Here is a 20,970-nt window from a genome sequence, read left to right as displayed (position 1 = left end):
GTAAGCAAACGGGGTAATTCAAATGGCAGAAACAAAAATTTTGATGCTTCCACTCGAAGAAAAAAACGGTTTCTATATGGAAATAAGCGATTCTTTGCAAAAAGCTTTGACCCTTCCACTGATCCAAACGTTTTCCTTACATTGCGGCCAAGAAACAGTTAAAACAAAAGCCTCCTTCATCCGAAACGAAAAAATCGTTCTTTATGCCAGTGAAGAGATTTACAACGCTCTTCATCTTCCTATAAAATCTTTAACGCTTCGTCTTCAGTATGATAAATTCACCAACACCTTCAAACTCGGACCGGTCATTTGTGTATTGATTGATTCTATTCAGGACGATGAAAAAATCCTGTTTGGAAATATTGATGATTTTTGTAAAGAGATGGCGAATTACTGTGCGGAAATTGGCGCATTTTTTTGTATTTCAACATTAACTGATCTGCAGCAAAATCAGAAGAAAGGGTTTCATTTATCTCATCAAAATTGGAAAAAGGAAACCATTCCTTGTCCTGACGTGATTTATAATCGGATTCGATCAAGAAAATTAGAGTATTCTCAAAAATATTTGAAGTTTTTGCAATTTGCAGCTGCAAACGATATACCGGTGTTTAACCACCGCTACTTAAACAAATGGGAAATTCATAAAATTTTTGCGTCCAACCAGCATCTTCTTCCCTATCTTCCAAAAACGATGCTTTTAACAAAAAAATCAGATTTGCAAGTGTTTGTAAATGATTTTCAAGACGTATTTATTAAACCGATTAACGGCAGTCAAGGGAGAAGAATTATTCGCTTGAAAAATAAAAACGATCTTTTCGAAATATACTTTACCCATCCCGGTAAAAGCGAGCAGCCAATTATTTTTCATTCCTTTCAGGAAATGTATAAACATCTCTTTCCATATCTCAAAAGAGAACCGCATATTATTCAGCAGACAATCGACACAATCAAATTGGATAATCGACCGCTTGATTTCAGGTTTCTATGCCATAAAATCAATCATCAGGGCTGGAAAATAACCTCTTCTGTCGCCCGCCTTTCCGCTAAAGATCAATTTGTTAGCAATTTAGCTAAAGGCGGAGAGCTGTATAAAATAAAAAAAATCTTATCTGACATTTTTGACAAAAGCACTTGTTTACATCTTTGCAGCATTCTTTCAGAAATAGCACTGGAAGCCGCCAAAACAGTTGAAATGAACGTGGAGGGAGAATACGGGGAATTTGGAATTGATATGGCTGTAAGTGAGGATCAGAAACCATGGATTTTAGAAGTCAATACAAAGCCATCCAAAAATATTGAATACTCTCTCAATCCTTCCATTCGTCCGTCTGCCAAAGCAATCATCCGTTATTGTTTCTTGATAAGCGGTTATGATGTTTCATAACGATTCATATAATAATTGGGTAAATATAGATAAACGGAGGCAGGCGGATATTTGTGGCAGAACCTCTTTTGTCTTTCGGATTTTTAGTCAATAAATATTTTCATGAAGCAGCCTATTTTAAAAATATTTCAAAAGCGGCAAAAAAATTGAATATGAAATGTATTATGTTTCGCCCGTTGGACGTACAATTCGCAAATGGTACGTTAACGGGATTTACATTCAATTTGACATCTAATAAATGGGAGCGAAGTACTTTTCAGCTTCCACATTATATTTATGACCGCTGTTTTTATGGCAAAGATGCTGCTTCCATTCAAAACAAAAAAGCCGTTCAAAAATTAAAAATACAACAAAATGTTTCTTTTCTAGGCTACGGATTCCCAGATAAATGGAAACAATATAAAACATTAAAAACTGATCCATTCATTTATCAATATCTTCCTGAAACAGAATATTTCCAACATCCCGATCAAGTTTATACATTTTTGCAATCATATGAGGAATGTATCTTAAAACCAATTCACGGCAGTTCAGGAAAAGGAGTGCTTGTAATTAAAAAGGAAAAGGAGACGCTATTTCTATACTTTTTCATTGGAGCGAATCAAAGGATCGTCCGTTTGAAACATTTCAATCAATTGAAACCATTTCTTGCGAAGAGACAAGTTGACTCATACATTCTTCAACGATTGCTCCCTTTAAAGGACAAACAGCAGCGTCCATTTGACTTGCGCATTTTATTTCAAAAAAACGAGTTCGGTCAATGGATTATGCAAGGAAAAGGAATTCGAATCGGTCAAAAACATACGTATGTATCCAACTTGTCAAAAGGCGGTTCTGTCGTTTCCCTTGAACAATGGGAAAAAGATATTCCAAGGCAGCGATTGAACCATATTTATAACCAAATCGAACAGCTTGCTCACCATCTTCCGCAAAAAATTGAAAAAAATTTTGCTCCTTTATTTGAGCTTGGTGTGGACATCGGCATTGATTTGCAAAATGAAACGATATGGATTCTAGATATTAATTCTAAACCAGGGAGAAATGTCGTTTTAAAAACAGATCCTGCGAGAAAAACAGTTCTGTACGAAGCTCCTGTCCGCTATGCCCGCTACTTGCAACACTCTCTACAAACCGGGGTGGAAATAAATGATTTATCAAATTAAACAGGCAGACCACCTAAACCAAACCGTTTTGCTTCCTAGCTCTTTTTCCCATGTAACGATCGAATCGATCTCTTTCGGCAAACGGAAAATAGCGTGCCGTTCTATTCTCCATGACGAAGACAGCCAAAGCATTTATATTTCAAAAGATATTGCCGAATCTCTGCTTTTACCTAAAAATATTAGGATCAAAGCTTTAGTCCATAGTGAAACGCTATTTTTAGGCCCCGTTGTCGGCATTTTCACAGCAGGTTTTTATAAATCCCTTTTGCGCCCATTAGGCGACAGATCGATATTTTTTTCAAAATTAGTGGTCAACGGCTGCTCAACAGGCACTTTTTGTTTTGTATTTGGGATACATCAAATTCATTGGGATTTAGAGATGATTGAAGGCTATACATTCAATGAATCCGGATGGGTAAAAATAACCGTTCCATTTCCAAATGTCATTTATGATCGTCTTCCAAATCGGAAGGTAGAAAACTCAGACTACTTTCAGTCTGCGAAAAAAAACTTATTTATGCGCTCAATTCCGCTTTTCAACTCAGGCTTTTTCAACAAATGGGATATCCATCATATTTTATCCAAAGATGAAACAGTAAGGCATTACTTGCCGGAGACATATCATGCTCCGTCCATAAAGACAATTGAACAGCTGATTAACCGCTTTCAAACGATTTATTTAAAACCTGAAAACGGAAGCCTTGGCCTAGGAATATTTAAGCTGGTGAAAAATCGGAAAAATGGATCAATTCTTTGCTGCTATTATGATGAGAACGGAAAAGGCCAGTTGAAGCTGTTCTCTTCTATTGAAGGCTTTTTGCAGCATTTTTTTACACAGCGATCATTAGATCAATATATTGCTCAACAAGGCATTTCTCTTCTTAAATCGAGTGGAAATCCTGTCGATTTCCGCGTGCACACAAACAAGAACGAAAACGGAATCTGGCTTGTCAGTGCAATCGCTGCGAAATTGGCGGGAAAGGGAAATCCTACAACACACGTAAAAAACGGAGGAACAATAAAATCTTTGCATGAATTATCATTGCCGTTGAATAAAGAGGACATTTACCGTTCACTTTCCACCGCGGCCCTTTCTATTAGCAAGGCAATTGATCGCAAAATGGACGGTGAAATCGGAGAAATCGGTTTTGATTTCGGCATCGACAATAACGGGAACATATGGCTATTTGAAGCGAACTCGAAGCCTGGCCGCTCCATTTTTATGCATAAAGATTTGCAGCAAGAAGACCGGCTAACATTGCGCTTTCCATTCCAATATGCCGAATATTTAATGAAAAAAACAATTTCAACTGAGGAGATCTATGATGCCCCATGAAATGCTCGTCGGAATTTTAGCTGGTGATAACGATCGAAGCGGTTCTTTTTATGGAAACATTTCGTTATTTAAAGCTATACAAAGACATTTGACTGAGCAGAACAGTTCAAGCTTTGTTTTTACACCTTCTGGCATGAAAGAAAAATCGATTGTCGGCTATATATATGAACCGAACGAAAATCTCTGGTTGAAAAAAAAGTTTCTATATCCAGATGTTGTCTATAATCGCTATCCGTTTCGCGATACAGTTCAAAAAACAGATTTCGTTTTCCGCTCTTTAAACAAAAAAAACATCCCATATTTCAACAGACATTTTTTTAATAAATGGGATGTCATTACTTGTTTGCAAAAAAATAAGCACCTTCTTCCTGTCATACCTGAATCGCAATTAGTAACATCGAAACAAGATTTTTATACATTTTTTGAAAAATACCCCTCCGTTTATTTAAAGCCTGTTGGACAAAGCCAAGGGAAAGGAATCATTAAAATAACAGCCGAATCCAAACATAACTACATTATCAAAACGGTAAATTCTATAAAAAATGAATCTTCATTGGAAAATATTTGGAAAGAAATAAAACACATTCTAAACGAGCCGTATATGATGCAGCAGGAGATCGTTTCCGATCAGATTAACAGTCAGAAATACGACTTGCGCATTCTCGTTCATTACAGTCAAAACAAATATGTTATTTCGGGAATTGGCGTGCGCGCATCTAAAAACATTACAACACATGTAGTACATGGAGGCACTATCCTTCCCTTCTCCTTTGTCAAAAACCGTGTCGATACAAAAAAACTGGAAATTATTTGCCATGAAATTGGCAGCACACTCTCTCAATGTTTTCAATTCATTGGGGAATTTTCTATTGATGCTGGAATTGATACAAAAGGAAATATTTTTATTTATGAGGTTAATTCGAAACCGATGGTGTTCGATGAAAAAGACATATTCCAAAACGGAATTGTCCAGCTAAGCAAATTGTTCCATCATTTAGCAAAAAATCGAATCGATTCCAAAAAACTTGATAAAAACGGATGCACAAGCCACAAATTTTTGTAATCATCCATGATATCATACATTCTCTTTATAATTTTACCTTTTCCTGAGCAACCTAATGAATAATTCCAGTGAATAAGGAGGGTAATACGGTTATGGATAAGGATAAGGAAGTAAAAGATTCGCTATATGAAGGTCGTGATCAATCGTTTATGGACATTGACAGAATGATTAATGAAGGTCTTTCAGGAGGATCTGTTCACTACCGTTACAATGCGACCAATATTGAAGAAGCAAGGGACCTCGAGGAAGAAGAACCGCCTTTTGACATAGAGAAAAATAACGGAAAGTAAGCCTGATGTTTGAAAAACACATCAGGCTTTTTAAATTTTAGCTGTAAAAGAATTCAGAGCTTAAAGCTTAAAAGCCCCTTTCGTTATGTTTCCTGAATGATTGCATGCTCTCCTTCATGGCATTGGCTGCAATATAAAAGATGTATGCATTGATAATTTTTTAGTGAATCTCTTTTTCCATCTAAAAGCTTCATCAAGTCCATTTCCATATAAGCACTGTAGTCATCTAAATAGTCAGTAATTTTCCCTGCATCCAATAAAATGCCTCCGCATTTGGAACAATACTTATGAAGTTGCTGAAATCCATTGCATAACGGACAAGCTCGCATATGAAAACTCCTTTATTTGTTGTTGATTTATGTATAATGTTCCCTTTCTAGTCTGATTTACAGAGTAACGACACAAAACAGAAATTACCATTTCTCATTTCGAATAGATTTTTACATCCTACTCATACTACTTAATGAACAGCATACATCCCGGTGGGTTAAGCCGAGTTTGGCAGTGAATCTTTTGATTCACGCTGGTGCAACTCCAGCTAACCCAGCCAAAAAAAAATTCACAAGGAGTTGAAAATTATGGCTCAACAAAACCGAAGCAACAACTCTAACCAACTTTTAGTTCCTGGTGCACAACAAGCGCTTGAACAAATGAAATACGAAATCGCAACAGAATTCGGTGTAAATCTCGGACCAGACACAACTTCCCGTGCCAATGGATCTGTTGGTGGAGAAATCACAAAGCGTTTAGTTGCACTTGCTCAACAACAAATTGGCGGTTTCCAACAACAATAACTAAAAAATTTATATTCATGGCTATGGAGGCACTACCCGTGTCTCCTTTTATTTGAGAATAAGGAGGTTTTTCAAATGACAGTTGGTACAAAATTGATGGAAACTATTTCAAGCTGTGAAAGTGCGGTTGCAAACTTACATAGCTTCGCACTGGAAACAGAAGATCAACAAGCTAAGCAGTTATACCAAAACCTTGCAAAACAACAACAGGAAGTGCTTGACCATTTAAAAGCGAGGCTAAATTACATTCAAAACGAAGAGCCGCAATTTAAACAGCTATAAATCAGGAGGGGACCATTCACTCTCCTGATATTTCCCATTTTGTTCTTGAACCCTTCCAATTCAGATTCCTCTTTCTTTCTAGACTTCATCTTCATTCATTTTTCTTCATTGTCTGTTTAAAATCAACAACACGCCTGTACACATTATAAGAAATTTTTTCTACAGGAATTGAGGCACCGTTCGCTTTCAAATATGCGATTTGAATGTGGATCTTAGGTATTTTATTAGTACCTATGTCAACCAGCCGAACCGGAATCCTTCCCTGATGAATTTGATCAAAAAATTGAGTTATGCTCGATTTTGGAATAATCGTATAACCATAATCGCCAGCGACAAGATTGATCATAACATTCATATCATCAATTATGTGAAACTTCGCGATCTCAAGCTGCTGAATGATTTGGGACGTAATGTTGCTGTGATAAACAAGTACTGGATTATCAAAAAGCAAAAACGGTTTGTTTTTTAATAAAGAAATGTTCGATAAATCATTTTCGATCTTAAAACTATTGTTAGAACAGTAAAGAAGAACCATCTCGTCTTCGATTAGCGGTAGACTATTAAAAACGCTTTTTTGCTCTTCAGTATAAAAAATTCCGATCATTACAGCTTCATTTTCAATTAGTGTAATAATGGTCTCTGTTGGCAACGACAAAATTTTAAACTCGATCTCAGGATCATATTGAAATTCAGCCAAAATGTGTTGAACAAAAAGAGGGACAAGCCAGGAATCAATTCCAATATATATTTTTTTTATATCAATAACCTCTTTATAGGATACCTTAAATTCATGACACACAGTTAAAGCGTTACTAAAATCTTGCAAAAATTGAGCAACATAAGGCAAAAAATATCTCCCTTTTTCAGTTAACCTTACTCCTTCCCAGTTTCGTTCAATCAAAGAGAAACCGAGACCCTCTTCAAGTTTTCGAATGCGCGCACTAAGTGTAGGTTGTGTCACATGCATTTGTTTCGCCGCTTTAGAAATACTTTTCGTTCGAGCAACCATTAAAAAAGAATATAAGCTTTCAAAATCCATGCTAACCTCCTCCAACGAAACCGTTTTCTTAACAAATATGTTGCAGTGATGAAATAAATAATAAAATGGCTATAAAAAACTTCTATATCCATCATATAATCAATCCATGCTATACTATATCAAAAATTATAGCAATATTCACAAAATTAAAAAAAGAATGGTGAATGCTTCTTTTTTTAAACTAGGATATCTTTAAATATTTAAAATTCAAAACAATAAAAATATTATGGAGGGATTTCTATGGAAAATTTTATTGCATGGAATTTCAATAAAAATAAAGCTGTTCTTCTTGTGATTGATATGCAAAATGATTTTGTCAAAGAAGGCGCCATCATGGAAGTTCCAATGGCACGCCGCAATTTGCCGAATATGAAAAAAATTCTTGATTCATGCCGCCAACATCATATACCGGTCATTTTCACGACACATGTGCTTTTCGACGAATATGAAGTATCTCCATTAGAAGTTGCTTACCAGCCTTGGCTAAAGAAAGAAGGAATGCGAAGCGGTACACTAGGTGTACAAGTGGTCGATGAATTGAAACCGCTTCCAAGCGAAATAACCATCCAAAAACATAGATATGACGCTTTTTACAATACACAATTGGAAACTATTATACGGAACATCCGAGGAGCAGGAATAGTGGATACTGTCATTATTACAGGAACAGTTACGAACGTCTGCTGCGAAAGTACAGCTAGAAGCGCTTTTATGCGTGATTTCAAAGTAGTCTTTGTCGGGGATGCCTGCGGCGGATTTGACGATGCTTCTCATCAGGCAACATTAACTGTTATCGATAAAGTTTTTGGACGAGTTATGTCAACAGAAGAGCTTATTCAACAAATCGAAAAAAATTAGATATCAATTAATACATTTAGGGAGTTGGAGTGAATATGCGAGAAAACATGTTGAATAAATGGGATCGGTCATATGAAAAAAAGTCTGTTCCTCTTCTCGCCATTGGTTTTGGACTTGTGGGACTAGATAGATGGATCATTAGTCCTCTATTCCCAGTAATGATGAATGATCTAAATTTAAACTATCAAGATTTAGGCATCATTGTCGCGATCACGGGAGTTTTCTGGGGTTTGTTTTCCATTATTATGGGCGGTGTATCAGACAAAGTCGGAAGACGTGTTATTTTAGTACCCGCTATGATTATTTTTTCGTTATTAGTTGGCTTTACAGGCTTAGCTGCCGGATTGATGAGTTTACTGTTTATAAGAGCTGCCATGGGTGTTTTTGAAGGTGCATTTTGTTCGGTTAGTGTTGCGGCAACAGCTGAAGCCTCTCATCCGAAAAGAAGAGGGTTTAATATGGGGGTTCAGCAAAGTACATTTGCTCTATTTGGTCTAGGTTTAGGCCCAATTATTGCTACTCAATTGTTAGGCATTGTTCCTTCATGGCACTGGGTATTTGCTGTTGTAGCTGTTCCCGGATTGATCGTTGCTTATTTGTTGCATCGCACAATTCGTGAACCAGATCATGTAATGTCAAACAGTCTTGACAAAAGCCAGTTGTCAGAAATGGGAAAAACGGAACGGACGCCTTGGATCAAGATCTTTCGTTCTCGCAATGTCAACTTATCTATGATCGGATTGATTGGAATCATGTGCTGTGTTTTTGTTTTAAGCGCGATGCTGCCTAACTATTTTACAGATTATTTACATTTTTCTGTTGCTCAAATGGGCTTTGTGATTTCAGGAATTGGGTTCGGTGGATTCCTGGGGCAATTAATCCTTCCGGGGATTTCTGACTTGCTCGGAAGAAAAACAACTTTGATTGCAGCTTTCATTTTAGCAATAATTGTTCTCCTTATTTTCATGAACATCGGCGCTCAACCCGTTTTACTGTTTATGCTTCTGTTTATATTAGCATTGCTTGCCTTTGGAAGTTTATGCTTAATGGCAGGTCCTGTACCGGTTGAGTCAGTGCCGCCTTCTCTTGCTGCTTCTGCAGCGGGTATTCCTATTGGGATCGGCGAGATTTTTGGCGGCGGAGTGATGCCGGCATTAAGCGGGTTCATTGCGCAAAATTATGGCATCGAGAAAACGCTTCTCCTTGCTCTTGGAGGCTTAATAGTATGTCTCGGCATTGTTTGTTTTATAAAAGAAACTGCGCCCACTAAAGTAAAAAAAGGAAATGCTGTTTCCATTTAATTTTCGATATAGGGAGATAAGTTGTTAAGGAGCAATTCAGTAAAATTGGGATGTATAGCTCTTTTCGCGTGTTTTTCATATAAACAATTTTAATCCGAATAAACAGCTTCTGCTTTAACCGAAACAGTCATAGTCACATTAGGAATTTATAAATTTGCTAAGTGCGATAAGAATCATCTTTCTGGACAGCTGTTTATTTTAAAATTATAAAAATTATTCATTCGTTGCACATTCTGAAACAACGATGTTGTGAAGACAATCTGCAAGCAATAATATAAAAAACAATAATAAAAAAATTTGGAATATTAAAAATATAAATAAGGGAGGGAAAAGCTTTTTAACCTTGCAATCCAAAAAATGAAAGCGTTTAACTAATGCTTTTAGGGGGGTATAAAATGGTGGGAAAAGGTAAATTTTTGAGTGTTCTTTTTATTACTATAATGTTGATTTTATCAGGTTGTTCAGGATCGGCTGTAAGCAATAGCAAGTCTAATTCCAGCGGTGAAAAAGATACAATCAAAATTGGCGTCATCCTTTCTTCAACTGGAACATTCGCTCCGCTTGCGGAAAGCATTAAAAACGGATTTAACCTTTATCTTGAAGAAAATGATAACAAGTTGGGCGGAAAAAAGGTGGAAATAAAATTTGAAGATGATGAAGCAAACCCGCAAGTTGCTTTAAGGAAATATCGCCAATTAGTCAAGAATGAAAAAGTAGATATACTTGTTGGACCAATTTCTTCAGCAGTCGCTTACGCATTGAGAGACGAGGTGGAGAAAGACAAAATTATATTAATTGATGCCAATGCTGCCGGAAACGATCTTTCCTGGAGCAAAAAAAGCGATTACATTTACCGCCTGTCATTTTCCAACTGGCAAAATGGCAGCAGTGCTGGAGAATATTTAGCAAAAAATGTTGGAAAAACAGCGGTAGCGATTGCACCCGACTACCCTGCAGGAAAGGAAGTTGTTTCCGCTTTTAAAGAAGCTTTTGAAGCTGCTGGCGGTAAGGTAGTAAAAGAAATATACCCTAAATTAGGAACGAATGATTTCGCAACGTATCTTACTGATGTAGCCCAAGTAAAGCCTGAACTAGTTTTTACATTCATGGCAGGCAGCGATGGAATTCGGTTTGTTCAGCAATACAATGATTTTGGCTTAAAGGGAAAAATTCCGCTGTCAGGTCCAATGGAATTTGGCGATCAACTGATCCTCGAACCTACTGGTGAAGCAGCAGAAGGAATCATTTCTGGCATCCTGTACTCGCCTTGGCTAGAAAATGATGAAAACAAAAAGTTTGTAGAGGCATATCAGGAAAAATACGGAAAGCTGCCAAACACTTTTTCAGTGGGAGGCTATGACTCCGCAAAAGTCATAGATATAGCGATTAAAGAAGCAGGAAGCACAAATGCAGAGGATTTAATAAAAGTCCTTAAAGGGATTTCCTTTGACAGCCCACGCGGACCAATTACGATTGATCCAAAAACGAACAACCCAATACAGAATTTCTACATCGCAAAGAACACAAAAAAGGATAATCAAATTGTCCCTGAAGTACTGGAGACAGTCGAAAAAGTAACGATGCCTGAAAAAGCTCCTGCAAATTAGTCCATGTAACCGGATTGGGATCTGGGGCAAAGTTCTCCAGTCCCAATTTGTCGTTTCATAAATTGAGAAAGTGGGGGATCGTTTTGTCATTGTCTATATTTTCTGTACAGCTATTAACGGGATTAGCGTATGGGATGCTGTATTTTATGATAGCAGCAGGGTTGACGATTATTTTAGGAGTTATGAATATTGTTAACTTGGCGCACGGTACATTATTTTTACTTGGATCCTATATGGCCTTTACCTTTATGAATCAACAATTCAGTTTTTGGATTGCTTTATTGTTATCAGTTGCTGTTACGGCTGTGATCGGGATTATTATTGAAAAATTATTTATTCGACAAATTTATGGAAAAGAGCTTGAGCAGGTGCTGCTCACATTTGGTTTAGCCTTCGTTATTGCGGATACCGCAAAGTGGATTTGGGGTACAGAGCCTCAAACGATGGCTGTCCCTGCTTTGCTCGATTCGTCGATCTCCATTGGACCGATGGTTTTCCCTTTTTATCGGTTGTTTGTTGTTTTAATTGGCTGTCTGCTAGCGCTGCTTCTTTGGTATTTTGAGAGCAAAACTAGAATCGGCGCGATTATTCGTGCAGGTGTGGATGACAGGGCAATGGTTTCAGCTCTTGGAATAAATGTTGGGGTCGTATTTACTGGAGTTTTTGCTTTCGGTGCAGGACTAGCTGCGTTGAGCGGAGTATTAGGAGGACCGTTAATCGGGATGTATACAGGTATGGAATCAGACATTCTCGTTACATCATTAATTGTTGTAGTGATCGGCGGCTTAGGTTCGTGGAAAGGCTCTTTCATTGGTGCAATTCTCATCGGATTGATTGAGACCTTCGGCAAGATTTGGTTTCCTTCATTATCAATGCTAATCGTATTTCTTCTCATGGTTGTAGTATTAATTATCCGTCCTCAAGGGCTATTTGGAAGGGAGGTGGCATAGTTGAAAAAGAATATTTTAATTTTCATTGTATTTCTGCTTATTGCTTTCGTTCTGCCCTTCGTTTTAAGTGTGTATGGGATAGATCTTGTTTCCGAAATCTTCATTATGGCTATTTTTGCCATGAGTCTTGGTTTAATAATGGGGTATGCAGGAATGGTTTCACTAGGTCATGCAGGATTTTTCGGAATTGGAGCCTATACCGTGGCACTTCTCGGACCGCATATTCCAAATTCCTACTTGTTACTATTTTTTTCTATCTGCTTATCTGGTCTTCTTGCATTAGTTACTGGCGCGATATTTATACGCACTTCGAAATTTTACTTTTTAATGATTACTCTTGCTTTCGGACAATTGCTGTTTGCTCTGGCTTGGCAATTAAAGCAATGGACTGGCGGAGCAGACGGCATGAAAGTTTCCGCTCCTTTGAATCTCGGTTTTGGCGAAATTGTCAGTCCTATAGGGATTTATTCCGTAATGGCAGCAGCTTTTATTATTGTTTATTTACTGCTTAGATTTTTTGTTGAATCTCCAGTCGGTAAAATTGTCAAAGGAATAATGGAAAACGAAGCACGAATGAGTGCATTGGGGTACGATGTACGCATTTATAAGCTTTTAACATATACATTTTCCGGAGCCCTAGCAGGATTTGCAGGATCTTTATACGGATTTTACAACCTTTTTGTAAGCCCAGATGTATCGAGTTGGATGTTTTCGGGTCAAGTTATGATGATGGTAATAATTGGAGGAGTTGGTACGCTGATTGGTCCGGCAATCGGAGCTGGCCTATTCATTTTTTTACAGAACTTTATCAGCACGTACACAGAACGGTGGCCAATTATAATGGGAGCCCTGTTAGTGATTCTTGTGCTGGTTGGCAAAGGTGGAATTATCCATTGGTTTGCTTTATTGAAATCTAAGATTTTTTATAAAAAACGAAAAAATAGCGATGATTACGCTCCGCAGCATGTTGAAAAAGAGGAGGTAGTCAATTGAGTATATTAAAAGTAGAAAATATAAACAAATCATTCAAAACATTACAAGTTCTTCAAAACGTGTCATTGGAAGTTCAGCCAGGAGAACGCCATGTTATCATCGGCCCTAACGGTGCGGGGAAAACAACTCTTTTTAATTGTATTACAAATGTCCTGCCAATTGACTCAGGAAAAATATTTTTGGAAGGGCAAGAAATAAGCAATATGCCTTCCAGTAAATTGGTTCATTTAGGAATGTCGCGAACGTTTCAAAAAAACAACTTGTTCGGAAATTTGACAGTCGAAGAAAATCTTCATCTTGCTTTAACAGCAACGAAACGATATCGCTACCAAATGTTTCATGCGTTGACAAAGCATATCGACCTCAAAAAAGAAACAGATGAAATCCTTGCACAATGGGAGATTTCTACACGCAGAAATGTCAAGGTGAACAATCTTTCCTATGGAGAGCAGCGACTTCTTGAGATTTTGCTAGCGATGGCGTCTAAACCGAAGATCTTGCTTTTGGATGAACCGACATCAGGAATGTCTCCAGCAGAAACTGCACAGACAGCTGAAATGATTCAAAAGCTTCCTCGGACGGTATCTATACTAATTATTGAACATGATATGGATGTTGTATTTTCCATTGCTGACAGAATTACTGTTCTTCATCACGGAGAAGTGATATTAAGCGGCACTCCCGAAGAAGTTCGAAACAATGAAGAAGTAAGGAAAATTTACTTTGGGGGAGGTGCAAAAGCTCATGCTTGAGCTTCAAAATGTCCATTCTTACTACGGAACGAGTCATATTCTTCAAGGCGTTTCATTTTCAGTTCCAAGCAAGAAATGTGTTGCTCTTCTTGGGAGAAATGGAGCAGGTAAATCAACAACGATTCATACGATTGCCGGGCTGCTTAAACCGCGGAGGGGAAAAATTCAATTTAAGGAACGGCAGCTGAATAACCTGTTGCCTCATCAAATTTCGTGCCTTGGAATTGGATTCGTTCCACAAGGAAGGCGGATTTTCCCTTCTCTTACCATTCGTGAAAACTTGACAATGGCTGCCCGTAAAAATTTAATAGACCGAAATAATAATTGGGATTTGGAAAGGGTATATGAATTATTTCCTGTTTTAAAAGAAAGAGAAAAAAATATGGGTACTGAGCTATCAGGCGGACAACAGCAGATGCTTGCAATCGGAAGAGCTTTGATGACAAATCCCAGTTTTTTATTAATGGATGAACCATCGGAAGGATTAGCCCCTGTCATTATCGATCAGGTCGGCGATATAGTTGTAAAACTGAAGCAGGAAGGACTCTCGATCTTAATGGTTGAGCAAAATATATCACTTGCATGCAAAGTAGCAGATGAAATTTTAATTATGAACAAAGGTACTATTGTATGGCAGGGCAGCCCAGATGAATTAATGAAAAATAATGAAATACAACATAAATATCTTGGGGTATAGAAAAACACCACATAACATTTGGAAGAATATGAGGATATATGTTCAATATACGAGCATATATCCTTATTTTTTTAATCTCCAAGCAAAACGATAACGATGTTAGAACTGCGCAAACAATTTTTATAGATCCTCGTACTATTAAATTTGTACAGAACCAAAGTACTTGTTCAGCTTTTTGTGATTCATCCAGAAAAAGAAGGAAAAACATTTGCAACAAGCGGATTTGCCGACGGTACAGGCGGTATGGTGATTTATGAAGCAAACATCTCCCGGCCGCCCTCCTTTTCATATATCTATTTTATGGTTCAGTACCAATAAAAACCCCATCTCTCCTAAGTTCGGAATGATGGGGCTCAAGCGTCTGAAAAAGAATTTATATATGATTGGCCAGCTTTTTTAAATGTTCTGAAGTCTCATTGATTTGCGCAATGAAATTTGTTATATCATCAATGATTTCAGCAAAGTTTTCGAGTTCATTTTTCGTCTTTTCAGTTTGTTCTTTATTTTTGTCGAAGGCATACAAAATATTGTCGAAGAATTGGTTCATCTCTTTCATTCTTTGCGAACCATTGCCTGTAAGCTCTGTTACTTCCACAATAGATGAAGCGATATCGTTAATTTTCGCTCTGATTTCCTCAATTAAATTGGAAACGCCAAGCACGGAATTTTTTGTTTCTTCCGCCAGCTTTCTCACTTCACTAGCAACAACAGCGAATCCTTTCCCGTATTCCCCTGCACGCGCTGATTCAATTGCGGCATTTAGAGCCAGCAAGTTAGTTTGTTCAGCAATAGAAGTAACAATCGAGACGACATGATTAATTTTTTCAGAAGTTTGTTCAAGCGACTTTATTTTTAAAGCAATATCATCTGTCCGTTCTTTTATATTGACCATTAAACCGGAGTGAAAATTCAAGTCTTCTCTCCTTGAACTGACTTCTGCTTCGGTTGATGCCGCTGTTTCAAAACGATCAACTGCAATTAAGGCAAATTGTTTGGATCGTTCGTTAATTTTTTGTATAGCTGAATTGGCTGATTCAATAAGATCAGCAAGACGAATGGAGGTTTGGGCGATGTTTTCATGAAGCTCCTGTTTTTCCTTTTCGATTTTTTGCCGTCTTTTTAAATACTCTTCATTATATGCTTCCAACACAATTTGCTGTTCAAAGTTTAACATTTTTGCAATGGTGACCACCGCTTTATGATAATCTTCCTTCGATGGACACGCTTTCGCAACAACGGAAAAAATTGATTTCTGTAATTGCTGGAATGAACTCATGTACCAAATCGTATCTAATCCAATGCGGACGTGGGCTACAGCAATCCGCTTCATTCTTGTTATATCTTCATCTGTCAAGGATCCGCTAAACATAAGCAGCACATGTTTTTTCAATCTTTCCTTCTGCTTTTCGATCGAGCTGTATTTATTAATTATGTCAATCAAAAATTGTTCTTGATGGAGAGCATCATAAAATGCATCGATAATAAACTTTATGTTTTCTTCAATCGCATCTTTTAATATAAGAGTACAAATAAGATCATCCTTTGTCAGGCCAACCATCGCTAATTGTCTTTGATATTTTTCATCAGTCACTTCAAGTTTTACTTGTTGAAGATCTACTTGTTTTTCAAAAAGTGATGGAACTTGTTTTCTTTTTTTAAACATTGGTTGATTTCCCCTTCAAAATTCATTATTAGTGTCCATTGTATATATCGGCAATTAAAAATAGATGATCAACAATTTTTTCAATTAATTTTTAAAATTTATTCAAATTCGTTACATTCAATATTCGAAAATGAAATATTTTCTATAAAACTAAAGATTACTGTTGACGAAAAACATGTTTAAAGGCGATTATAAATAGTAAAAATCTGAAAGAGCTCTATTCCGAAATAACTTTGGATACACCGGACATTGAAAACAATAATTGGAATTTTGCTTGGTGAATATTTCTCGGTTACAACACAAATAATATTTTCTGTAAAAAAATCAAAGGAGGAACAATCATATGGCTCTCATTCCTTACGATCCTTTTTCTGAGATCAACCAATTTAGACGAAACATGAATCGCGTTTTTTCTGAAGGCTTCCCGCATTTTTTTGAAAACTTTGAGACTATGAATACCCCCCGGCTTGATATTCATGAAACTGCTAATGAAGTAATTGTTACGTGTGATTTGCCCGGCCTTGAAAAAAAGGAAGACGTTGACATTCATCTTGATCGCAACGTTCTTACGATCAGTGGCACAATTCAAAGAAGCAAAGAAGTAAAGGAAGAAGAAATGCATAGACGCGAACGGTTTATCGGGCGGTTTCACCGTGCTGTTGCATTGCCGGCAAATGTAAAAGAAGAAGAAGTGAGCGCGACATATAAAAATGGCGTTCTGGAAATCCGTATTCCAAAACAAACCGAAAACAACAAAAAGAAAATTGATATTCAGTTTCATTAATTGTTTCGTGAGGTTGCAAAATTTCAATCAGCCTCACTTTTTTATTGCAATTTTCGCCAAGTACGATTATGATGAATATATAACATCAAAAATCTATATATTGTGTAATCAAAAACAATTAAATACTATATATTGAAAACCTAACGACAAAGGTGCTGTTTTCAGCTTAAAAGGGAATCCGGTGAGAATCCGGAACTGTCCCCGCAACTGTGAGTGCTACGAAATGAATAATCCACTGTACGTTTCGTATGGGAAGGATTCAAAGTAGGATGAAGCACGAGTCAGGAGACCTGCCTTTGTCCGAACGTTTCTAATTCTTCGGGGGTTGGGAAGATGAAACGATGGTTTGAATGGAGTAGTTTCGCCTTGTAAACTGCCTCCTTTTTAATCATCGTTTGATCCGCTCAGCTTCCTGAGCGATTTTTTATTTTGATAAGGAGGATGTTTGATGAATATTACGAAAGCATTAAATCTATACGAGGTTTTTCAAAATCATTTTAACAGGAGCGATTTGGAGCTTTATCTAAGGCAGCTTGAAGAAAAGTTTCCGTCCCTTTCCTTTCATGAATACAGCGAAAGAGTGCTGACAACCTTACAATACCAGCAGATTGATGATCTTGAAAAATTTACAAACCTGCTGATTATTGAAGCTTTAGCAAACATTTCGGAAAGTGAGCCGGATTGGACTTTTTTAGCTGCACACGTATTTCTTGAAAAAATTTACCATGAAGCGAGCCAAAACAGAAATTACAACCAACCGGGCTACGGCGATTTTTATTTGTTAATCGAAACATTAACCGATCTTGGAATCTACAGCCCTCTTTTGCTAGAGCATTATTCAAAAGAGGAAATTATGGAGCTGGGAAATGCCATTGATCCTGAGAAGGACAAGCTGTTTACATACATCGGATTAAGGACCCTTTACGACCGGTATTTAGCTAAAGATTTTCATAAACGAACATTTGAGCTTCCACAGGAACGTTTTATGATCATCGCTATGACGTTAATGATGAAAGAGCATCCATCCAAACGTTTGCATCTTGTAAAGGAAGCGTATTGGGCATTGAGCCATTTATATATGACGGTTGCAACACCGACATTGGCTAATGCAGGAAAATCAGTCGGTCAGCTTTCAAGCTGCTTTATTGATACGGTAGACGACAGCCTTCAAGGCATTTATGATTCGAACACTGATATTGCCAATGTTTCTAAAAGCGGCGGAGGCATTGGAGTTTATTTAGGGAAAATCAGAAGCCGCGGAAGCGATATCCGGGGGTTCAAAGGAGTTTCATCAGGTGTCATTCCTTGGATGAAGCAATTAAATAATACGGCGGTGAGCGTCGACCAGCTCGGCCAAAGAAAAGGAGCAATTGCCGTTTATTTGGATGTTTGGCATAAAGATATTTTCGCCTTCCTTGATGCAAAATTAAATAACGGAGATGAACGGCTGCGCACCCATGATTTATTTACAGGTGTATGCATTCCTGACCTATTTATGGAGCAAGTTGAAAAGCGCGGGGACTGGTATTTGTTCGATCCCCACGAAGTTCGCAAAGTCATGGGATTCAGTCTGGAAGATTATTATGATGAAGAAAAAGGTAACGGCAGCTTTCGGGAAAAATATTTTGAGTGCGTGAATCATCCTTCCTTATCTAAAGAAAAAGTGCCTGCGATTGAAATAATGAAACGGATTATGATCAGCCAGCTTGAAACGGGAACGCCTTTTATGTTTTATCGGGATGAAGTGAATCGAAAAAACGCAAACAAGCATGCCGGCATGATTTATTGCAGCAATTTATGCACAGAGATTGCGCAAAATCAAAGTGCTACTACTGTTGAAGAACAATATGTTGAAGATGGAAAAATTGTCATTGTGAAAAAGCCCGGCGATTTCGTCGTCTGCAACCTTTCTTCCATCAACTTGGCACGGGCTGTCCCAGACAACGTTCTGGAACGTTTAATCCCTATTCAAGTGCGGATGCTGGACAACGTTATCGATTTAAATAACATTCCGGTATTACAGGCGAAGCTTACAAATGAAAAATACCGTGCAATCGGTCTTGGAACGTTTGGCATGCATCATTTATTTGCACTAAAGGAAATTACATGGGAAAGCGACGAGGCAGTCCAATTTGTCGACCAATTATATGAAAAAATTGCGTATTTAACCATTCAGTCGAGTATGGAGCTCGCAAAAGAAAAAGGCGCATACCCTCTCTTTAAAGGCTCGGAGTGGGATACAGGGCGATATTTTGAAATCCGCGGTTATACGTCAAAAAAATGGCAGGAATTAAAGGAAAAAGTGCAGACTTTTGGGATTCGCAACAGCTATTTAATGGCGGTCGCACCGAACGCATCGACCTCCATTATAGCCGGAAGCACAGCAAGCATCGATCCAATTTTCCAAAAAGTTTATTCAGAGGAAAAGAAAGACTACAAAATTCCAGTTACCGTTCCCGACTTAAATGCAAAAACGACTTGGTATTATAAATCCGCTTATTTGATCGACCAAACATGGAGCATTAAACAAAATGCGGTGCGTCAAAAACATATTGACCAGTCCATTTCGTTCAACTTTTACGTTCTAAACACGATCAAAGCGAAAGAATTGCTGGAGCTTCATTTGACTGCTTGGAAATCCGGATTGAAAACAACGTATTATGTCCGTTCGACATCAAGCGACATTTATGAATGTGAATCATGTGCAAGTTAAGGAGGAATTAATATGGAGCAAACATTAACAAAACGAATTATTATGGATCCTGATGCACCAAACCGTTCAACAGCAATAGTGAACGGAAAATGTTCCAACGTGCTCAATTGGGATGATGTCGCCTACCCGTGGGCATATCCAAAATATAAACGGATGCTTGCAAACTTTTGGACACCTTTTGAAATTAATATGGCTCAAGATGTGAAGCAATTTCCTGAGCTTTCAGAAAGAGAACAGGACGCATTTTTAAAAATTATCGGCCTCTTAGCTTTATTAGACAGCATTCAAACCGATTATGCCGGAAAAGTTGCCGATTATATTACAGACTCGAGCATAAACGCCTTAATGATTTTGCTCGCCCAGCAGGAAGTGATTCATAACCATTCATATTCGTATATTCTCTCAAGCATCGTGCCTAAAAACGTACAGGATGAAGTATTTGAATATTGGCGGAACGAACCGGTTTTAAGGAAGCGAAATGAATTTGTCACCAACGGTTATAAAGCATTTGCAGAAAATCCGAATGTGGAGAATTTGTTGAAATCGATCGTCTTTGATGTCATACTGGAAGGTTTATTTTTCTATTCCGGTTTCGCATTCTTTTATAATTTAGCCAGAAACCAAAAGATGGTAGCCACTAGCACGATGATTAACTACATTAACCGTGATGAACAAATACACGTAGGTTTGTTTGAAAAAATTTTCAAAGCGGTGCTGAAGCAATATCCTGAATATGATACAGATGAACTGAAACAATTCGTTTCGAAAACATTTCTGAAAGCAGCCGAGCTGGAAATCGAATGGGCCGGTGTAATTATCGGCAATGACATTGAAGGCCTGCATTTAAAAGATGTGGAGAGCTATATTAAATTTTATGCGAATTTCCGTGCCAATCAGCTGGGATTCGAACGTCCTTTTGAAGGCTATCGGACAAATCCTTTGAAATGGATACGGGCTTACGAAGAAGTGGACTTAGGAAAATCAGACTTCTTTGAACAAAAATCGAGACAATATACAAAAGTCAACACAATTGATAACGGCTTTGATGAGCTGTAAAAATTTACGTTCTCATGATAACGGGCAGCAGAGACTGCCCGTTTTTTTATCTGCTGCCAAACCAAAAGGAATGCTATGAATGAATTTTTCGATAAGCAAATACTTTCTTTTAAAAGAGCTTATCTTTTTGGGAACCTAAGCATCCCATTTTTCCATGCCATGGTATAATATGTGCGGAGGGGATCTATGTTAAAATCAACCTTGATCATAATGTCAATTTTGTTAGTAACAATTCATTTCGCTAT

Annotated in this window: 20 protein-coding genes and 1 riboswitch; of the genes, 17 read left to right on the top strand and 3 right to left on the bottom strand. The window is 37.6% G+C overall.

Annotated elements, in window-relative coordinates; translation table 11 throughout:
- Positions 1 to 22: 22 nt before the first annotated feature.
- From NSQ61_RS00505 to NSQ61_RS00485, 5 genes are all read left to right on the top strand, one after another.
- Positions 23 to 1,384, top strand: a complete 1,362-nt coding sequence (locus NSQ61_RS00505; RefSeq protein ID WP_144597088.1) for a YheC/YheD family endospore coat-associated protein — start codon at positions 23 to 25, stop codon at positions 1,382 to 1,384.
- 53 nt (positions 1,385 to 1,437) lie between these two features.
- Positions 1,438 to 2,547 carry a YheC/YheD family endospore coat-associated protein gene (locus NSQ61_RS00500; protein WP_094244613.1) on the top strand — a complete coding sequence of 370 codons (1,110 nt, stop codon included), beginning with the start codon at positions 1,438 to 1,440 and terminating at the stop codon, positions 2,545 to 2,547.
- Positions 2,531 to 3,883: a YheC/YheD family endospore coat-associated protein gene (locus NSQ61_RS00495; protein ID WP_340805640.1), complete on the top strand. Its 1,353-nt coding sequence runs from the start codon at positions 2,531 to 2,533 to the stop codon at positions 3,881 to 3,883. Before NSQ61_RS00500 ends, NSQ61_RS00495 begins: the two co-directional genes overlap by 17 nt.
- Positions 3,873 to 4,946: a YheC/YheD family endospore coat-associated protein gene (locus NSQ61_RS00490; protein ID WP_340805638.1), complete on the top strand. Its 1,074-nt coding sequence runs from the start codon at positions 3,873 to 3,875 to the stop codon at positions 4,944 to 4,946. Before NSQ61_RS00495 ends, NSQ61_RS00490 begins: the two co-directional genes overlap by 11 nt.
- 92 nt (positions 4,947 to 5,038) lie before the next feature.
- Complete coding sequence (locus tag NSQ61_RS00485; RefSeq protein WP_063387287.1) at positions 5,039 to 5,236, top strand: hypothetical protein; 198 nt, start codon at positions 5,039 to 5,041, stop codon at positions 5,234 to 5,236.
- An 83-nt stretch (positions 5,237 to 5,319) separates the two neighbouring features.
- Here NSQ61_RS00485 and NSQ61_RS00480 read toward each other — a convergent pair whose 3' ends face one another.
- On the bottom strand, positions 5,320 to 5,565 hold the full coding sequence (locus NSQ61_RS00480) for a hypothetical protein (RefSeq protein ID WP_327873883.1): 246 nt from the start codon (positions 5,563 to 5,565) through the stop codon (positions 5,320 to 5,322).
- A gap of 249 nt (positions 5,566 to 5,814) precedes the next feature.
- Between NSQ61_RS00480 and NSQ61_RS00475 the strand changes: the two genes are divergently transcribed.
- Both NSQ61_RS00475 and NSQ61_RS00470 read left to right on the top strand, forming a co-directional pair.
- Positions 5,815 to 6,030 carry an alpha/beta-type small acid-soluble spore protein gene (locus NSQ61_RS00475; RefSeq protein ID WP_063387285.1) on the top strand — a complete coding sequence of 72 codons (216 nt, stop codon included), beginning with the start codon at positions 5,815 to 5,817 and terminating at the stop codon, positions 6,028 to 6,030.
- Positions 6,031 to 6,105: 75 nt separating this feature from the next.
- Positions 6,106 to 6,312, top strand: coding sequence for a DUF1657 domain-containing protein (locus NSQ61_RS00470; RefSeq protein ID WP_063387284.1), 207 nt, complete (start codon positions 6,106 to 6,108; stop codon positions 6,310 to 6,312).
- Positions 6,313 to 6,403: 91 nt separating this feature from the next.
- Here the strand turns inward: NSQ61_RS00470 and NSQ61_RS00465 are convergent, their stop codons facing one another.
- The gene (locus NSQ61_RS00465; RefSeq protein ID WP_063387283.1) at positions 6,404 to 7,351 is read right to left on the bottom strand and encodes a LysR family transcriptional regulator; all 948 of its coding nucleotides are present in this window, start codon (positions 7,349 to 7,351) and stop codon (positions 6,404 to 6,406) included.
- Between the two features lie 240 nt (positions 7,352 to 7,591).
- Here NSQ61_RS00465 and NSQ61_RS00460 point away from each other — a divergent pair, with 240 nt between their 5' ends.
- The 7 genes from NSQ61_RS00460 to NSQ61_RS00430 all read left to right on the top strand — a co-directional run bounded on the left by NSQ61_RS00460 (position 7,592) and on the right by NSQ61_RS00430 (position 14,509).
- Positions 7,592 to 8,209 carry an isochorismatase family protein gene (locus NSQ61_RS00460; protein WP_063387282.1) on the top strand — a complete coding sequence of 206 codons (618 nt, stop codon included), beginning with the start codon at positions 7,592 to 7,594 and terminating at the stop codon, positions 8,207 to 8,209.
- Positions 8,210 to 8,244: 35 nt separating this feature from the next.
- On the top strand, positions 8,245 to 9,510 hold the full coding sequence (locus NSQ61_RS00455; protein WP_327856409.1) for an MFS transporter: 1,266 nt from the start codon (positions 8,245 to 8,247) through the stop codon (positions 9,508 to 9,510).
- Positions 9,511 to 9,905: 395 nt separating this feature from the next.
- Positions 9,906 to 11,117, top strand: coding sequence for an ABC transporter substrate-binding protein (locus NSQ61_RS00450; RefSeq protein WP_327873884.1), 1,212 nt, complete (start codon positions 9,906 to 9,908; stop codon positions 11,115 to 11,117).
- 89 nt (positions 11,118 to 11,206) lie between these two features.
- The gene (locus tag NSQ61_RS00445; protein ID WP_094246385.1) at positions 11,207 to 12,067 is read left to right on the top strand and encodes a branched-chain amino acid ABC transporter permease; all 861 of its coding nucleotides are present in this window, start codon (positions 11,207 to 11,209) and stop codon (positions 12,065 to 12,067) included.
- Complete coding sequence (locus NSQ61_RS00440; RefSeq protein ID WP_094244607.1) at positions 12,068 to 13,060, top strand: branched-chain amino acid ABC transporter permease; 993 nt, start codon at positions 12,068 to 12,070, stop codon at positions 13,058 to 13,060.
- The gene (locus NSQ61_RS00435; protein WP_063387278.1) at positions 13,057 to 13,812 is read left to right on the top strand and encodes an ABC transporter ATP-binding protein; all 756 of its coding nucleotides are present in this window, start codon (positions 13,057 to 13,059) and stop codon (positions 13,810 to 13,812) included. Before NSQ61_RS00440 ends, NSQ61_RS00435 begins: the two co-directional genes overlap by 4 nt.
- Positions 13,805 to 14,509, top strand: coding sequence for an ABC transporter ATP-binding protein (locus tag NSQ61_RS00430; RefSeq protein ID WP_094244608.1), 705 nt, complete (start codon positions 13,805 to 13,807; stop codon positions 14,507 to 14,509). The genes NSQ61_RS00435 and NSQ61_RS00430 overlap by 8 nt, the downstream gene beginning before the upstream one ends.
- Before the next feature lie 373 nt (positions 14,510 to 14,882).
- Here NSQ61_RS00430 and NSQ61_RS00425 read toward each other — a convergent pair whose 3' ends face one another.
- Positions 14,883 to 16,172: a globin-coupled sensor protein gene (locus NSQ61_RS00425; RefSeq protein ID WP_340805630.1), complete on the bottom strand. Its 1,290-nt coding sequence runs from the start codon at positions 16,170 to 16,172 to the stop codon at positions 14,883 to 14,885.
- Positions 16,173 to 16,515: 343 nt separating this feature from the next.
- Between NSQ61_RS00425 and NSQ61_RS00420 the strand changes: the two genes are divergently transcribed.
- The 3 genes from NSQ61_RS00420 to NSQ61_RS00410 all read left to right on the top strand — a co-directional run bounded on the left by NSQ61_RS00420 (position 16,516) and on the right by NSQ61_RS00410 (position 20,725).
- Entirely contained in the window at positions 16,516 to 16,956 is a 441-nt protein-coding gene (locus NSQ61_RS00420; RefSeq protein ID WP_327848593.1) for an Hsp20/alpha crystallin family protein, read from the top strand.
- A 133-nt stretch (positions 16,957 to 17,089) separates the two neighbouring features.
- Positions 17,090 to 17,268: riboswitch (cobalamin riboswitch) on the top strand.
- Between the two features lie 136 nt (positions 17,269 to 17,404).
- Positions 17,405 to 19,669: a ribonucleoside-diphosphate reductase subunit alpha gene (locus NSQ61_RS00415; protein ID WP_340805628.1), complete on the top strand. Its 2,265-nt coding sequence runs from the start codon at positions 17,405 to 17,407 to the stop codon at positions 19,667 to 19,669.
- 12 nt (positions 19,670 to 19,681) lie between these two features.
- Entirely contained in the window at positions 19,682 to 20,725 is a 1,044-nt protein-coding gene (locus tag NSQ61_RS00410) for a ribonucleotide-diphosphate reductase subunit beta (RefSeq protein WP_327848594.1), read from the top strand.
- Positions 20,726 to 20,970 lie beyond the last annotated feature (245 nt).

Origin of the sequence: Aeribacillus sp. FSL K6-1121, from assembly GCF_038003725.1 — a bacterium.
GTDB classification, from domain to species: domain Bacteria; phylum Bacillota; class Bacilli; order Bacillales; family Aeribacillaceae; genus Aeribacillus; species Aeribacillus composti.
Note: the sequence above shows the minus strand (reverse complement) of the source record. Positions and strands in the feature narration are given on the sequence as shown.

Coding starts and splice junctions, on each gene's coding strand:
- NSQ61_RS00450 (WP_327873884.1), top strand. CDS start 9,906: ATGGTGGGAAAAGGTAAATTTTTGAGTGTTCTTTTTATTACTATAATG.
- NSQ61_RS00415 (WP_340805628.1), top strand. CDS start 17,405: ATGAATATTACGAAAGCATTAAATCTATACGAGGTTTTTCAAAATCAT.
- NSQ61_RS00470 (WP_063387284.1), top strand. CDS start 6,106: ATGACAGTTGGTACAAAATTGATGGAAACTATTTCAAGCTGTGAAAGT.
- NSQ61_RS00425 (WP_340805630.1), bottom strand. CDS start 16,172: ATGTTTAAAAAAAGAAAACAAGTTCCATCACTTTTTGAAAAACAAGTA.
- NSQ61_RS00495 (WP_340805640.1), top strand. CDS start 2,531: ATGATTTATCAAATTAAACAGGCAGACCACCTAAACCAAACCGTTTTG.
- NSQ61_RS00475 (WP_063387285.1), top strand. CDS start 5,815: ATGGCTCAACAAAACCGAAGCAACAACTCTAACCAACTTTTAGTTCCT.
- NSQ61_RS00480 (WP_327873883.1), bottom strand. CDS start 5,565: ATGCGAGCTTGTCCGTTATGCAATGGATTTCAGCAACTTCATAAGTAT.
- NSQ61_RS00410 (WP_327848594.1), top strand. CDS start 19,682: ATGGAGCAAACATTAACAAAACGAATTATTATGGATCCTGATGCACCA.
- NSQ61_RS00455 (WP_327856409.1), top strand. CDS start 8,245: ATGCGAGAAAACATGTTGAATAAATGGGATCGGTCATATGAAAAAAAG.
- NSQ61_RS00490 (WP_340805638.1), top strand. CDS start 3,873: ATGCCCCATGAAATGCTCGTCGGAATTTTAGCTGGTGATAACGATCGA.
- NSQ61_RS00430 (WP_094244608.1), top strand. CDS start 13,805: ATGCTTGAGCTTCAAAATGTCCATTCTTACTACGGAACGAGTCATATT.
- NSQ61_RS00505 (WP_144597088.1), top strand. CDS start 23: ATGGCAGAAACAAAAATTTTGATGCTTCCACTCGAAGAAAAAAACGGT.
- NSQ61_RS00465 (WP_063387283.1), bottom strand. CDS start 7,351: ATGGATTTTGAAAGCTTATATTCTTTTTTAATGGTTGCTCGAACGAAA.
- NSQ61_RS00420 (WP_327848593.1), top strand. CDS start 16,516: ATGGCTCTCATTCCTTACGATCCTTTTTCTGAGATCAACCAATTTAGA.
- NSQ61_RS00485 (WP_063387287.1), top strand. CDS start 5,039: ATGGATAAGGATAAGGAAGTAAAAGATTCGCTATATGAAGGTCGTGAT.
- NSQ61_RS00460 (WP_063387282.1), top strand. CDS start 7,592: ATGGAAAATTTTATTGCATGGAATTTCAATAAAAATAAAGCTGTTCTT.